Below are 15,122 nucleotides of genomic sequence, written 5' to 3'. Positions count from 1 at the left end.
TTGCGACGCGCGGCAGCGGGTATAAGCGTTGCTTATAGGGTTGGGTGGGTTACTTGACGGGTTACTTGACCGGGGGGATGTTGGCGGTGATGGGCTCGTCGCGGTCGATGCGCTCGGTGCGCTTCAGGCGCGGCGGGCGGCGGGTCGAGACGAACAGCGGCTGCACCTCGACCAGCGGGTTGTACGGCGCCAGACCGAACCACTTGACCGGCGATCCCGCCACGTGGCGGATCGCGTACTTGACCGACAGCGACAGCGCGCCGCGTGCGGAGACCTTCGACTCCGGCATCAGCGCCTTGTGGATCAGCACGTAGCGGATCGTGCCGATGTTCGGATCGGCGTCCACCTTCGGGTAGATCGACTTCTGCTGCGGCAGCTCCCCCGTCTTCGACAGGTCGTGCATGATCTGGTGCAGGTACGCCGGGATCGACTGCGAGACCTTGAATCCCAGACGGATGCGCACGCGGAACAGGAAGTTCGTGCCGAAGTTCTCGACCTCGTACTCGCGGGTGAACGGCTCGTCGGTGGTCTCGACACTCACCGCCCACCATGCGCGGGCGCGCTTGGGGTGATCGGCGAAGATCGAGAAGAAGATGTCCGTGTCGAGCCTCTTCATGATGTTATCGGAGGTCAGGTAGACGATGTTGTCCGCGAAGTACGGGATGCGGAAGTCGCCGTGCAGCTTCTCCAGCGTGGGCAGGAAGTCCTGACGCTGCATGTGGCGGCGCTGCGCGCGCTCCAGCTTCGTGCCCTCGTTCCACGTGTACATGACGAACAGGATCGCGATGGTCAGCAGCATCGTGAACCAGCCGCCGTGCAGGAACTTGGCCATCGAGGCGATGAAGAACATGAACTGGATCGCGAGGAACACCAGCAGGAACACGATCGCACCGACGCGATGGCGGTCGTGCCAGATGTATACGGCGAGCAGCACGGTCGTCGTGATCATCGTGATCGTCAGCGCAAGACCGTACGCGGCGGAGATGTGCTCGGAGTCCTTGAACAGGGCGAGCACGAGCAGGGTCGCGACGCACAGCACGCCGTTGACGACCGGAATGTACAGCTGACCGCGCGTACGGGCCGGGTAGCGCACCTGCAGATGCGGCATCCAGTTGAGTCGCGTGGCCTCGGAGACCATCGTGAACGCGCCGGTGATGAGGGCCTGCGAGGCGATCACGCCGGCCGTGACCGACAGGATCACGGCGATGTAGCGCACGTTCGGGGTCATCATCTGGAAGAACGGGTTGAGCGTCTTCATCGTGGTGTATTCGGGATTGCGATTGTTCGCGAGGATCCACGCGCCCTGACCGAAGTAGTTGAAGACGAGGGCGATCTTGATGAACGGCCACGTGAAGTAGATGTTGCCGCGTCCCACATGGCCCATGTCGGAGTAGAGCGCCTCGGCGCCGGTGGTCGACAGGAACACCGTGCCCATCAGGGCGATGCCGGCGGCGTTGTGCGGGCTGAACAGGAACTCGATGCCGTAGACCGGGTTGAGAGCTGCGAACACGGTCCAGTCGTTGGATAGGTTCACGATGCCGACGACGGCGAGGAAGCTGAACCAGATGAGCACCATCGAGCCGAACACCTTGCCGATCGACTCGGTGCCGCGTGACTGCACCATGAACAGCACGACGATGATCACAACGGTGATCATCAATGTCAGACTCGGATTCTCATTGAAGAGCCCCTCGAGTGGCGGCAGGGTCTGCAGACCCTCGACCGCGGAGCTGATCGACACGGCCGGCGTCAGCACCGAATCGGCGAGGAACGCGGCGCCGCCGATCATCGCGGGAATCGCCAGCCATGCGCCGTAGCGGCGGATCAGCGAGTAGAGGGCGAAGATGCCGCCCTCGCCGTTGTTGTCGATGCGCATCGCGATGAGCACGTACTTGACGGTGGTGATCAGCGTGATCGACCAGAACACCAGCGAAAGCATGCCGAGAACGGCCTCGCGGTCGGCGTTGCCGATGCCGCCCTGGCCGGACAGGAACGTCTGCGCGGTGTAGAGGGGCGAGGTGCCGATGTCGCCGTAGACGACGCCGAGCGCGACGATCGCCATGCCCCACGTGACCTTGTCCGGACCGGACTGCAGGCGCGCCCACCAGCGGCCGAATCGACCGCGAGCCGCGGTGTTGGCGAGCTTCTCGGCCTCCTTGTTCTTGGCCTCGGCCTGCTTGACGAGCTCCTGACGCTCCTCCTTGGTGAGGGTGCGTCGGGAGACCTTCGGCGCGTTGGTGAAGGTGTCGGCACGCAGCAGGGCCTCCTTCTCCTGACGGGCCTTGGCCACGGCGGCCTTCTCGGCGGTCTTCACCGCCGGGGTCGCCGTCGGCGGGACGCTTGCCGGCCTGCCGCCGACCCGCGGCCTGCCGCCGGATTCGCCTCTAGACTTGGCGCTGCTGTTGGCGCTATTGGTGCTATTGACGTTGCTGCTGACACTGCTGGAATTGGTAGCGTTGCTGACGCTCTGATCGATGCCCTGAGCGTCGCCGCTGCCTTTTCGGGCGCGTTCGGGCCTCTGATTCGACTCAGCCATACGTTCGGTCCTCCACCGGTCTTCGCGCGGGACCAACTGCAACCCGCGATCTTCCCTAAACTTCCCGTCGGACGATTATTTGGACTGTTCGACGTCTATTTCGAAAGGACATGGTAGCGCCCTAACGAAAACCTCACAAATTCTTAACGCTTACCTTATCCCAACGTATGACCATGATTCAGGGAACCGGACGCCGCTCACACTCCGTAGACGGTGCGGGTGGTGTTGCGGGTGCCGCGGGCGACCTCGGCGAGGGGAAGATCGAGGGTGTCGGCCATCGCACGCAGCGTGTAGGGGATCATGTACGGCGCATTCGTGCGGCCGCGGTACGGCATCGGCGTCAGATACGGCGCATCGGTTTCGACCATCGCGTGATCGAGGCCGACGATGCGCAGCGATTCGCGGATCCCGTCGTTGCCCTTGTAGCTCACCGTGCCGGAGAAACTCAGGTACCAGCCGTGCTCACGCGCGATCTCGGCCATCTCGGCGTCACCGGAATAGGAGTGGAACACCGTGCGTTCCGGCGCACCGTCGGCCAGCAGCGTTTCGATGACCTCCTTGTGCGAATCGCGGTCGTGGATCTGCATCGGCAGGCCGAGCTCCTTGGCGAGCGCGATGTGCGCGCGGAACGCCTCCCGTTGCAGGGCGATCGCGTTGCCGCCGGTGCGGAACAGGTCCATGCCGGTCTCGCCGATCGCGACGACCTGATCCGGGTAGGCGCGGGCGAGTCGGGCGACTTCGGCCATCGCGTCGTCGAAGCTGACGTCGTGGTACGGCTTGTAAGTGACGGGCAGTCCGTCGGGGCCGGGTTCGGCGCGATGTCCGTGGCGCACGGCCTCGTTGGGGTGGATGGCGATCGCCGCGTGCACCTGCCCGGGGTGGTCGACGGCCATGTCGATCGCCTTCTGCATGTTCGGGTATTCGCAGCCGCAGTCGATGATCCCGGTCACGCCGACCGCCGCCGCCTGCGCGAGCAGCTCGTCGACGCCGTAGACCGGCACCTCCGGCTGGCCCTTGGCGACGGCCTCGTGACTCATCGCCCGCGCGAACGGCACGACCGAGGCAACGTGCGTGTGATTGTCGATGACCTGCGCGTCGGCGGGAAGGGATTCGGGGGCCGGCGCCCAACTGCGGTCACGATGATGATGCTTGCTCATAGCTACCCAGTGTAGGCGAGCTAACTGGGGGGTGACCCGGCGTACGTTCCCCGTGGCATCCGGTCACCCTGTCCCCCGTTTCCGCACTCCGTCGGACATACGGCGTACGTTCCCCGTGGCCATCGGCATCCGACCCCCTATCTCCGTACGCTGCCACGCAGGCAGCGTACGTTCCCCGTGGTCATCAGCACCCTATCACCCGTATTCGTACGGTGCCGCGCCGCAAGCGTACGAATACGGGTGATGACCGGGATCAACCCACGTCCGACGTACGCTGGCAAACCCTCAGCGTACGGCCCGCGTGGTCAGGCCGAATCAAGCATAGGTCGCTTTTCATCATGTTCCATCCTGTTCACTCATTCCCAGTCAATTACATGCAGATCACATCAGCCATCCGCATGCCATGCGACTGCGATCACTACAGTAAAGAATGGGCGGCCGTCAACCGACCATCGCACAACCTAATCGAAGGGGATCTTCATGACCAGCAATACATATCATTTCGAGGGCAAAGTCGTCATCGTCACGGGCGGCGGCACCGGCATCGGGCGGGCCGTCACCCGCGCCTTCCTCGACAACGGCGCCACGGTCGTCGCGGTCGGACGTCGGCAGGCGCCGCTCGACGAGACGGTCGCCGGCTACGAACACGGCCACACGCACATCACCGATGTCTCCAGCCACGAGCAGGTGGCGGAACTCGTGAACTCCGTCGTCGAGGAGTTCGGACACCTCGACGTCGTCGTCTCCAACGCGGGCGTCTTCGAGGGCGGCGAGGTCGAGCACGTGTCCGACGAGGTGTGGCACAAACTGTTCTCCGTCAACCTCGATGGCCTGTTCTACCTGACCAAGGAGGCGTTGCCGCACCTGATCAAGTCGCACGGCAACATCGTCGTCGACACGTCGGTCTCCGGACTGCGCGGCGACTGGGGGCAGACCGCGTACAACTCCACCAAGCACGCGATGAACGGATTCGTACGCTGCGTCGCCCTCGATTACGGCGCCAAGGGCGTGCGCGTCAACGCGTTCGCGCCCGGCTTCATCGAAACCGACATCAACAAGGAGGTGTGGACCGATCCCGAGCGTGTCAAGCCGTACCTCGACCGCGTGGCTCTGGGCCGTACAGGCCGGGCCGAGGACTGCGCCGGCATCGCCCTGTTCCTCGCCTCCGACGACGCCGCATACCTGACCGGACTGGTCGTGCCGGTCGACGGCGGCACCACCGCCGCCACCGGCCAGGGCCGCAATTCCTACGAAAACGACACCCGCTCCGTGCTGTGATGCCTTGCTGTGATGCCTCTCGAAGCGGGCTTTCCTGCCACTCACGCGTGATTTGACGAAAAATCGCGTCGAGTGGCAGGATTTCGTGCCACTCAACGCGATTTCCGACCATTATTGCGTTGAGTGGCAGTCGAGCAGCGGCATCCACACACACGACGCCTGATTCGCAATTGCGAATCGTTGGAAAATGGCCGTTTCTGAGAACCCCGTACCACGGAATAACCGCCGAGCAGCAGAAGGAACTGCCACTCAACGCAAAAATCGCCCGTTTCTTCATTGAATGGCACGCGATGCTGCCACTCGACGCGATAATCACCCAAAAACACGTTGAGTGGCACTGGAGGCCGACGACCGGGGGAATGGCCGGGGCACGCGGGGGACTCGGAGACCGAAACCGAGGATCGACTGGGTACAACCGGAGACCGATACCCGGAACCGACCGGAAACCTCAGGCGGTTCGGGCGCATATGAAAAACCTCCCGCCCGGGGGCCAGGATCTCATCTCGTGGAGAGAATCCGGCCCTTAAGACGGGAGGACACAACCAATCACGGGTCGCGTGCGGAGAATTCAGGAGAGAAAGACGCACGACGGCCGTGATCATATCCCGTCGGACCGAATCGGTGTACCAAGCCGCTCCGGACTAACCCCGACGGGAAGCATTACTCACTTGGCCCAGCCGATGTCCTGCGGCAGGTTGCCGGCGAAGCCGGACGGGCCGTAGTTGGCCAGACCCTTCTTGACGCCGTAGTAATCGCCCGGGTTGGAGACCGGGACGGTGCCGTAGAGCTTGAGCGCGGCCTTCTCGGCGGCGTTGACGGCCTTGGTCTGATCGTCGTACTTCTCGTGGTTGCCGGCGACCTTGACGAGCTTGTCGACCTCGGGGCTGCCCACGTAGGTGAAGTTGGACGGGCCGTCGGAGGTGTACAGCTGCGGGGCGGAGGTCACGAAGGTGAGGGCCGCGGGGGACTGCCATGCCATCGGCAGGACCTGATAGTCGCCGCTGGTGACGGTGTCGGAGAACTTGGCCTCGGACTTGTTGACGACCTTGACCTTGATGCCGGCCTTCTTCATCATCGCCTGGTAGGCGTTGGCGAGGGCCTGCTGGGTGGCGTCGTCGCCGAAGAACGTGAAGGAGACCTCGAGGGTCTTGCCACCCTTGGCGTAGTAGCCGTCGGAGCCCATCTTGTAGCCGTCGGACTCGAGGGTCTTCTTGGCGGCGTCGACGCTGTACTTGGAGTCGGCGGGCATGTTGTTCTCATAGCCCTTCTGGAACGGCAGCAGCATCTCGGAACCGGGCTGCTCGGCCTTCCAGTTCATGCCCTGGAACTGGATGTTGTTGTACGTGTTGGCGTCGAACGCCTGGGTCAGGGCCTTGCGCACCTTGAGGCTGTCGAGCGGCTTGGACTTGCCGTTGTACTCGAGCACACGGGTCTTGGTGCTGTAGCCGTAGCGCAGCTGGGCGTCCTTGACGGAGCGGATGGCCTTGATGTCGTCCTTGGTGGAGGCGCCCACGGCGTCGATCTCACCGTTCTGGAACGCGTTGAGCGAGGCGGCGTCGGACATCTGCTTGTAGACGATCTTGTCCAGCTTCGGCTTGTCGCCCCACCACTTCTCGTTCGGCACGAAGGTGACCTGCGTGTCGGAGAAGGAATCGACCTTGTACGGGCCGGCGGCCCACTCGTTGTGCGGGTTCTTGACCCAGCCCTCGGTGAAGGTCTTCGGATCGCCGGCCTTCGGGTTGATCAGGTTGGTGAACACGAGCTGCCACGGGTAGTACGGGGTGGAATAGGTCACGATGACCTGCTTCGGGTTGCTGCCCTGCTCGACGCTCTTGATCTTGTCGTAGCCGTCGGTGCTCGGCGGGTTGTAGGCGGGGTTGGTGCCGTTGGAGGCTTCCCACATGGTCTTGAACGCGGTCCAGTCGATATCGGTGCCGTCGTTCCACTTGGCCTTCGGGTTGATATCATACTGGACGACCATCGGGTTGGAGCTCACGAGCTTCATGTCGGTCAGGTAGTCGGGGTTCACCTTGAGCGGATCGCCGCCGACCTGATCGGTCATCAGCAGGCTCGGCTGGTACCAGCTCCACAGATCGGACATGTAGCCGGTGTTGCCGTCGGTGGACAGGTAGTTCCAGTTCGGGCCGATCTCGACGATCGGCAGCGTCAGCGTGCCGCCGTCCTTGACGTTGTCACGGCTCTGGTGGTTGTCGTAACGCTCGGTCGTCTTCGGCATCGGCAGGTCGCCGGTGTAGGACGAGTCGAAGCCGGCGGCCGGCTCCTCGGTGGTGGTAGCGGAACCATTGGAGGTACCGTTGCCGCCGTTCTGCGCGCCGCAGCCAGCCAACAGCATGGCGAAGGCAGCGGTGGCGGCGACCAGTGCGGTCACCTTGCGCATCTTGTTCATGATTGCTTCCTCTCTATTGATATATCTGATATATCCGACCGTCATGCCGAGGATCTTGTGGATCACGCGAAATGGCATGCGACCTGATGGCCGCCCGGCCGGGAAGTGTCATACGGGCGCAGCGCCGGGCGTTCGCCACGGCAGCGCGCCTGCTGCTCAGCGTTCAGGGTGGGCATCAGCGGGCATCGACCCGCGAACGGACACCCCTTGAACGATTCGGTGGGACTCGGCACCTCGCCCTCGAGCACGATGCGCCGGCGCGTGCGCTCGGCGACCGGATCGGGCACCGGCACGGCGCTGATCAGCGCCTTCGTGTACGGGTGCAGCGGATGCTCGAACACGTCCTCCGTGTCCCCCGATTCGACGATGCTGCCCAGATACATCACCGCCACACGGCTGGAGATGTGGCGCACCACCGACAGGTTGTGGGCGACGAACAGGTAGGCCACGCCGAGCTTGTTCTGCAGGTCCTCCAGCAGATTGATCACGCCGGCCTGGATGGACACGTCGAGCGCGGAGACCGGCTCGTCGAGCAGCACCAGCTTCGGGTTGACCGACAAGGCGCGCGCGATCGCGATGCGCTGACGCTGACCGCCGGAGAACTGCGTCGGGAAACGATCGACCTGATCGGGATTGAGCTCCACCAGACGCATAAGTTCGGCGATACGCTTGCGGATCTGCTCGCTCGAATAGTGCTGCACCTTCATCGGCTCGGCCAGAATGTCGTAGATCGGCAGACGCGGGTCGAGCGAACTCATCGGATCCTGGAACACGTACTGCACGGCCGAACGCAGTTCGCGACGCTTCTCGCGCGGCAGATGCCCCTCGAGCTTCGTGCCGAACACGGTCAGTTCGCCGGCCTGCGGCTGGCGCAGCTCCATGATCTCCATCAGCGTCGTCGACTTGCCGGAGCCGGACTCGCCGACCAATGCGACGGTCTCGCCCTCGCGCACGTCGAGCGTCACGTCGTCGACGGCCTTGACCTCGCCGATCCGACGGCGCAGGAACCCGCCGCCGGTCAGCGGGAACGTCTTGCGCATGTGCTTGACGTCGAGCACGACCTTACGCTTCTCACGCGGCACGCCGGCGAACTTCGAGGCGACACCCTCGCCCACCGAATACACGTCACGGAAGGTGAGCCCCTTCGAGACGATCTCGGCGGTGCGATGGCAGGCGGCGAACTGCCCTGAGCGCCCCGGCACCGCAGCCATACGCGGTTCACTACGACGGCAGACGTCCGTGGCCAGCGGGCAGCGCGGTGCGAACGGGCAGCCCTTGGGCATGTTGACGAGATTCATCGGGGAGCCGGGGATCGGCACGAGACGGCTGGCGCGCTCACGGTCGGAGCGCGGCACCGCTCCCAGCAGACCCATCGTGTACGGCATGGCCGGATGGGCGAAGATCGTGTCGATGTCAGCCTTCTCGACCGGGCGGCCGGCGTACATGACGACGATGTCGTCGGCGATGCCGGCGATCACACCAAGATCATGGGTGATGAAGATGACGGCGGCGCCGGTCTCGCGCTGGGCCTTGCGCAGCACCTCGAGCACCTGCGCCTGGATCGTCACGTCGAGGGCGGTGGTCGGCTCGTCGGCGATGATCACGTCCGGATCGTTGGCGATGGCCATGGCGATCATGACGCGCTGGCGCATGCCGCCGGAGAACTCGTGCGGGAAGGACTTGAGCCTGTCCTCCGGGTCCGGGATGCCGACCAGATCCATGAGCTCGATGGAGCGATCGTGGATCTGCTGTTCAGTCATCTTCGGATTGTGGGTGACCAGCGCCTCCTTGATCTGATCGCCGATCGAGAAGACCGGGGTCAGTGCGGAGAGCGGATCCTGGAAGACCATCGCAATGCCCTTGCCGCGGATCTTGCTCATCTCGAGATCCGTCTTGGTCAGGAGCTCCTCGCCATGGTACTTGACCGATCCGGTGATCTTCGCATTCCTGTCCAGAAGGCCCATGATGGCCATGGAGGTCACGGACTTGCCGGAGCCGGATTCGCCGACGATGCCGAGCGTCCTGCCGCGGTAGAGGTCGAAGTTCATGCCGCGCACCGCGTGCACGGTGCCGGCCTCGGAGGCAAAGCTCACGGTGAGGTCGCGCACCTCGATGACCGGCTCGCCGGTCGTATCGTTCATGGTCGTGTCGTTCATGTCGTCACTCATCTCGTCGTCACTCACTTGTCACTCGTGTCACTCGGTCACTTGGCCTTGCCCGTCGAGCGGGAGTACGGGTCGATCGCGTCACGCAGTCCGTCGCCGATCAGCTGCACGGAGAAGGTCAGGATGATCAGCACGATCGAGGGGAACAGCAGCACCCACGGCGAGGTCTGCACGACCGACTGACCCGCATTGAGCAGCGTGCCGAGCGAGGTGTCGGGCGCCTTGATGCCGAGTCCGAGGAAGCTCAGCGACGTCTCGCTGTTGACCGCGCCGATCACGCCGAGGACCGTGTTGATGACGAGCACGGAGCCGAGGTTCGGCACGAGGTGACGCACGATGATCGTGAACGAAGGAACGCCCATGAACTTGGCGGCGCGCACGTATTCGCGGTCGCGCAGGCTCAGGGTGAGGGTGCGCAGCGTACGCGCGTAGCCGATCCAGCCGAACGCGGTCAGGCCGATGGCCAGCCACACCCAGTCGCTGCCGCCCGACGCCATGCCGACGATCAGGGCGATCAGCAGGAAGGACGGCACGACGAGCAGCATGTCGAGCACCCACATGCCGACCTTCTCGAACCAGCCCTCGAAGAAGGCGACCGCAGTGCCGATGAGCGCAGCGATGACGGTCGTACCGATCGAGCTGATGAAGCCGATGGTGAGAGAACGGCCGAGGCCGCGCACGATCATCGCGTACATGTCGCCGCCGCCGACGGTGGTGCCGAGCCAGTGCTCGGCCGAGGGCGGGGAGGCGAGCGCCGCGAAGTCGGGATCGTCGTAGGTCCACTGGGAGAACTTCGCGCCGAAGATCGCGAAGAAGATCAGAATGACGAGCACCACAAGGCCCACCACCGCGGAGGGGCGGCGGCAGAAGCGACGCACATACAGCATGAGGCGGCCGGTGCGCTTGAAGTCGTCGTCGTCCTGCTGGGTCGGCCGCTCCGGTTGGTCCGGCTGCTGGCTCTGTTCGGCCCGTTCGATCTGACGAGCCTGCTGGACTTCGTCCGACTGGGCGTCGGCGTCTTCGATCATGACTTCCGTATCATTCATTTCGATGGTCCTTCGAGTACGCAAGTGCGATGGATCAGCTCAGGCGGATGCGCGGGTCGAGCCACGCGGAGAAGATGTCCGCGAGCAGGGCGCCGGTCAGCGTGCACACGCCGCCGAACGCGGCGACCGCGACCGCGCCGTTGATGTCGTTCTGGTTGATGGTCTGCGTGAAGTACATGCCCAGACCGTTGATCGCGAACACGTTCTCGGTGATGACCGCACCGGTGAACACGCCTGCGATGGAGAACGCGACGTCCACGGCCGTCGGGATGAGGCTCGTGCGCAGCGCGTGGCGGCGGATCGCGATGTTGAGCGGCAGGCCCTTGGCGCGGGCGGTGCGCACGTAGTCGGCGTTCATCGTGTCGAGCAGGTAGGTGCGCTGCGTCAGGTGGTATCCGACCATGCCCGGGATCGTCATGACGATGGTCGGCAGGATCAGATGTTGCAGATAGTCGAGCACCCACAGCACGGGGTTGGATCCCTGATAGGAGTGCAGGCCGGTGACGTAGAACGCGCGCACGCCGGCGAGGTTGTTGATGTTGATGGCCAGCAGCACGACCATGAGTCCCATGACCGCCGCCGGGATGACCAGGAAGAACGTGGCGGTCGCGTTGAGCACGCGATCCTGCCACTGGTACTGGCGGATGGCGGTGTAGACGCCTAAGCTCACGCCGAGGATGATCGCCAGGATCGTGGCGAGCGTGACCAGCTGCAGCGAGGCGCCGATGCGCGTGGCGATGGCCGGGCCGACCGGCGACTGGTCGGGGCTCAGACCCCAGTCCCAGCGGGTCACGATGTTCTTGAGCCAGCGGAGGTAACGCAGAATGACCGGCGTCTGGTCGTTGATGTTCGCGTTGTCGAGCGAACGGTTGATCGAGGCGATCGGCGGGTGCGGATGGCGCGACATGTAATTCGAGCGGGGATCCATGAACGCGCTTGCGAGGAAGTACGTCATTGACACCGCGACGAACAGCATGACGATGTAGTTCGCGATTCGTTTGACGATGTATTTGAGCATCCTCACACCTCCAATCGATCACTCCGGTCATTACCGGTCGCTCCCGGCCATTCCCGAAATTGCTATGCGATGTGATACCCTCCCCCGTTTGTTTCCCCAAACGGAATCCAACATTTGAGATGAGGTATTGACAGGTGACACACGTGAATGTAGGCAAAATCACCCGGTTTACTTTTTTCAGCAATCGTTCAGCGGCTGTTTTCCGGGCTTTCATAAACTTGCAAGGAAGTCAATACTCGATTTGTTAATTTTGTGTTTCCTGTCTTCGCAGACGATGGTCGTATACTGCCGCTGGACTTTGCGCTCGATCGCGGACACGACCGAACGGTCAGCCGGCATCATTCATCGGCCCTATATCAGGCCATTCATCAGGCGGGAGCATCAATGACGAACACGGATCTCAACGAGGGCAAGGCGATCAAGCCTCAGCTGCTGCGCGACTATTCCAAGCACTTCAACGGCGAGCGCGCGAACCTCGTCGCGGCGAACGCGGCCGTGTCGGCCGGCGTGCTCAAGGCGGCGACCGACTACCGCGGCGTGCGCGAGCTGCCGCGCGACTTCTCGATCGAGCTCAAGCAGGGGTCGATCACCGATCAGGAGCGTTCGGGCCGCTGCTGGATGTTCGCCTCGCTCAACACGCTGCGCTATGAGCTGATGCACCGTTGGAATCTCGAGGATTTCGAGTTCTCCGAGTCCTACCTGTTCTTCTGGGACACGATGGAGAAGTCGAACACGTACCTCGAGAACGTGCTGTCGACGCTTGACCGTCCGAGCGACGACCGTCTGTTCGAGATCATCAACGACGGCCCGTCCGATGACGGCGGATGGTGGCAGATGTTCGCGGCGCTGGTGAACAAGTACGGCCTGGCGCCGAAGAGCGCGTACCCGGAGTCGGCGAATTCGCGCAATTCGGACGACTTCAAGCAGTACCTCAACTCGAAGCTGCGCGAGTTCGCGATCGAGCTGCGTCGTCGCCATGCGGCCGATGGCACGGGCGTGGAGGAGCTGCGCGCGATCAAGGACGAGTACATGTCGGTCGTCTACCGCATCTGCTCGATCGCGCTCGGCGAGCCACCGGAGCGGTTCGACTTCCTCGCGCGTGTGAAGGACGACGAGGACGGGGATAAGGACGACAAGAAGGGCGATTCGGCCGAGAAATCGGAGAAGAAGTCGGAGAAGAAGGACAAGGACAAGTCCGGCAAGGACGATCGCCCGCAGATCCGAGAGACCGGCATCACCCCGCTGGAGTTCTACCGGAAGTACGTGCCGGTCGACGTCAATGATCTCGCGACCCTCGCCAACGCGCCGATGGCGCGCACGCCGTTCAACACGCGATACCGCATCCGCTACACGGCGAACGTGGCCGAGGCCGGCGACATGGAGTTCGTCAACGTGCCGCTCGACGTGTTCAAGAAGGCCGCGATCGACCAGCTTTCGGCCGGACACCCGATCTGGTTCGCCTGCGACTGCACGCAGTTCTCGCTGCGCAAGGAGGGCTTCTTCGACCAGTCGGTCGTACGCGTCGACCAGCTGTTCGGCACCGAGTTCACGCTCGACAAGGCCGACGCCCTCGAGTACGCCGACAGCCCGAGCAACCACGCGATGACCTTCACCGGCGTGAACCTCGACTCCGAGGGCAAGCCGGATCGCTGGAAGGTGGAGAACAGCTGGGGCAAGGACGCCGGCGTCGACGGCTACTACGTGATGTCCGACAAGTGGTTCGACCGCTTCGTCACCGAGCTCATCATCCGCAAGGAATACCTTGACGACACCACCCGGGCCCTGCTCACCGCCGAACCGGTCGAACTCGACCCCTGGCAGCCCCTCACCCGCCCCTGCCGCTGAGTTCCTCCCGGGTCTCCAAACCCGTAAGCCCCATTCCCCGTACGCTGAGACTTCGTCAGCGTACGTTTCCCGGGGTCATCGGCATCCAATCACCCGTATTCGTACGTTGCGAGCGTGGCAGCGTACGAATACGGGTGACAAGCGGGATCAAGCCCCGCCCGACGTACGCTGACGAATCCTCAGCGCACGCTCCGCGAGGCTACCCTCCTTCAAGCCACGGTATCCGTACGCCGTTACCGGAATCGGAACACCGCACAGAACCCCGCAGACCGATGCCGACTGGGGAACGCCAGCCGCACCCATGCAGCGCTTATCCACCTGTTCTATTTGTTCTATTTTCCGCATACCTGATATGCCGAAATCACCTGCAAACGCTGCCATAGCAGACACTCCAGCACACGAACAGACTTTGTTCTATAGTTTTTCTATTTGTTACACTGAGTACGGTACATCGTCGTGAGGTCGAAGGAGCTCAACATGCCGTTCCCTCCCAATCCGTTCAAACCGACCGCGGGCGTCATGCCTCCCGTGCTCATCGGACGTGAATCCGTGAGCATGGATTTCCGCGAAGGACTGGAGGACGGCCCCGGAGCGCCCGACCGGCTCATGCTCATCACCGGACCGCGAGGCAGCGGCAAAACGGTAATGCTCACCGAACTCGGACTGATCGCGAAAACCCATCATTGGGAAGTCATCGACGAAACCGCTTCGAACGGCCTGTGCGATCGACTCATCGCCCGCATCGCCCCTGAACCGGGACGGATCGCGGGATTAACCATCAAACCGTCCGCGATGGGCGCCAGCCTCGGCGAACTAAGCATTGCTCCAGCCCTGCGGCCGTCGACGCTCCGTGACGCGATGACTGCCAGACTGAAAACCCTTGGCAAAGGCAAGGGCCTGCTCATCACCATCGACGAGACGCAGGACGCCTCGATGGAGGACATGACCGCCATCGCCACCGCCGCCCAGCACATGTTGCGCGACAACGCCGAAGTGGCGTTCGTATTCGCGGGATTGCCCTCACTGGTTTCCGACCTGCTGAACGCCAAAGTGCTCACGTTCCTGCGTCGCTCATCGATCAAGCAGCTCGGCGACGTCCCGCTCGATGACGTTCATCACGCACTGTCCACTTCGATCCGCGGCGCGGGCGTGACGATCAGCGACGACGCCCTGACTCTGGCGACGGAATCGACCGGCGGATACCCGTACATGATCCAGCTGGTCGGCTACCACATCTGGCGACAGGCCAGACGACGCGAAAACACCACCCCGTCCGTGAGCGGCAACGCCATACTCCTCGACGACGTGCGTTCGGGCGTGGAGCAGGCGCGTGCGAAGCTGGGCGAGGGCGTATGCGCCCCGGTCGTCAACCAGCTCTCCGAACGCGCGGTCGACTACCTGCGCGCGATGGCCCAGGATGATGTGCCGTCATCGACTTCGGTGGTGGCATCGCGCATGGGAGAGAGCATGAACTACGCCAACATCTACCGGCAACGGCTGCTCGACAAGCACATCATCGCCGCACCGGCGCGGGGCCGCGTCGACTTCGCCATCCCGTTCCTGCGGGAGTACCTGCAGGCCACGGAACCGCGGGGATGAAGAACGGTCAGTCGTTCCTGATCGCGATCTTCGGCGCCTGATGCTCCACCTGCTTGAGTGTGGCATCGGGG

The 15,122-nt window shown here is 63.4% G+C and carries 9 protein-coding genes; 3 read left to right on the top strand and 6 right to left on the bottom strand.

Going from position 1 to position 15,122, the window contains the following annotated elements; genetic code table 11:
* Positions 1-61: 61 nt before the first annotated feature.
* Together EMB92_RS09585 and EMB92_RS09580 are read right to left on the bottom strand one after the other, a co-directional pair.
* Complete coding sequence (locus tag EMB92_RS09585; protein ID WP_223847683.1) at positions 62-2,536, bottom strand: KUP/HAK/KT family potassium transporter; 2,475 nt, start codon at positions 2,534-2,536, stop codon at positions 62-64.
* A 197-nt stretch (positions 2,537-2,733) separates the two neighbouring features.
* Complete coding sequence (locus EMB92_RS09580) at positions 2,734-3,693, bottom strand: TatD family hydrolase (protein ID WP_150394703.1); 960 nt, start codon at positions 3,691-3,693, stop codon at positions 2,734-2,736.
* Positions 3,694-4,173: 480 nt separating this feature from the next.
* Between EMB92_RS09580 and EMB92_RS09575 the strand changes: the two genes are divergently transcribed.
* Positions 4,174-4,971 (top strand): meso-2,3-butanediol dehydrogenase, encoded by a 798-nt coding sequence (locus EMB92_RS09575; RefSeq protein ID WP_140445801.1) that lies wholly within the window; start codon positions 4,174-4,176, stop codon positions 4,969-4,971.
* 664 nt (positions 4,972-5,635) lie between these two features.
* On the opposite strand, the gene EMB92_RS09570 is transcribed toward EMB92_RS09575, so the two are convergent.
* From EMB92_RS09570 to EMB92_RS09555, 4 genes are all read right to left on the bottom strand, one after another.
* The gene (locus tag EMB92_RS09570) at positions 5,636-7,378 is read right to left on the bottom strand and encodes an ABC transporter family substrate-binding protein (RefSeq protein WP_150394702.1); all 1,743 of its coding nucleotides are present in this window, start codon (positions 7,376-7,378) and stop codon (positions 5,636-5,638) included.
* A gap of 62 nt (positions 7,379-7,440) precedes the next feature.
* Entirely contained in the window at positions 7,441-9,534 is a 2,094-nt protein-coding gene (locus EMB92_RS09565; protein WP_223847682.1) for a dipeptide ABC transporter ATP-binding protein, read from the bottom strand.
* 47 nt (positions 9,535-9,581) lie between these two features.
* Complete coding sequence (locus EMB92_RS09560) at positions 9,582-10,589, bottom strand: ABC transporter permease (RefSeq protein ID WP_223847681.1); 1,008 nt, start codon at positions 10,587-10,589, stop codon at positions 9,582-9,584.
* Positions 10,590-10,623: 34 nt separating this feature from the next.
* Positions 10,624-11,607: an ABC transporter permease gene (locus EMB92_RS09555; protein ID WP_181162592.1), complete on the bottom strand. Its 984-nt coding sequence runs from the start codon at positions 11,605-11,607 to the stop codon at positions 10,624-10,626.
* A 384-nt stretch (positions 11,608-11,991) separates the two neighbouring features.
* Between EMB92_RS09555 and EMB92_RS09550 the strand changes: the two genes are divergently transcribed.
* A complete protein-coding gene (locus tag EMB92_RS09550; RefSeq protein ID WP_150394700.1) occupies positions 11,992-13,452 on the top strand; it encodes a C1 family peptidase in 1,461 nt (486 codons plus the stop codon).
* A gap of 477 nt (positions 13,453-13,929) precedes the next feature.
* Positions 13,930-15,051, top strand: a complete 1,122-nt coding sequence (locus tag EMB92_RS09545) for a DUF8462 domain-containing protein (protein WP_150394699.1) — start codon at positions 13,930-13,932, stop codon at positions 15,049-15,051.
* Positions 15,052-15,122 lie beyond the last annotated feature (71 nt).

The organism is Bifidobacterium callitrichos (genome assembly GCF_008698085.1).
GTDB classification, from domain to species: Bacteria; Actinomycetota; Actinomycetes; order Actinomycetales; family Bifidobacteriaceae; genus Bifidobacterium; species Bifidobacterium callitrichos.
This window is presented reverse-complemented; position numbering and strand designations above follow the sequence as displayed.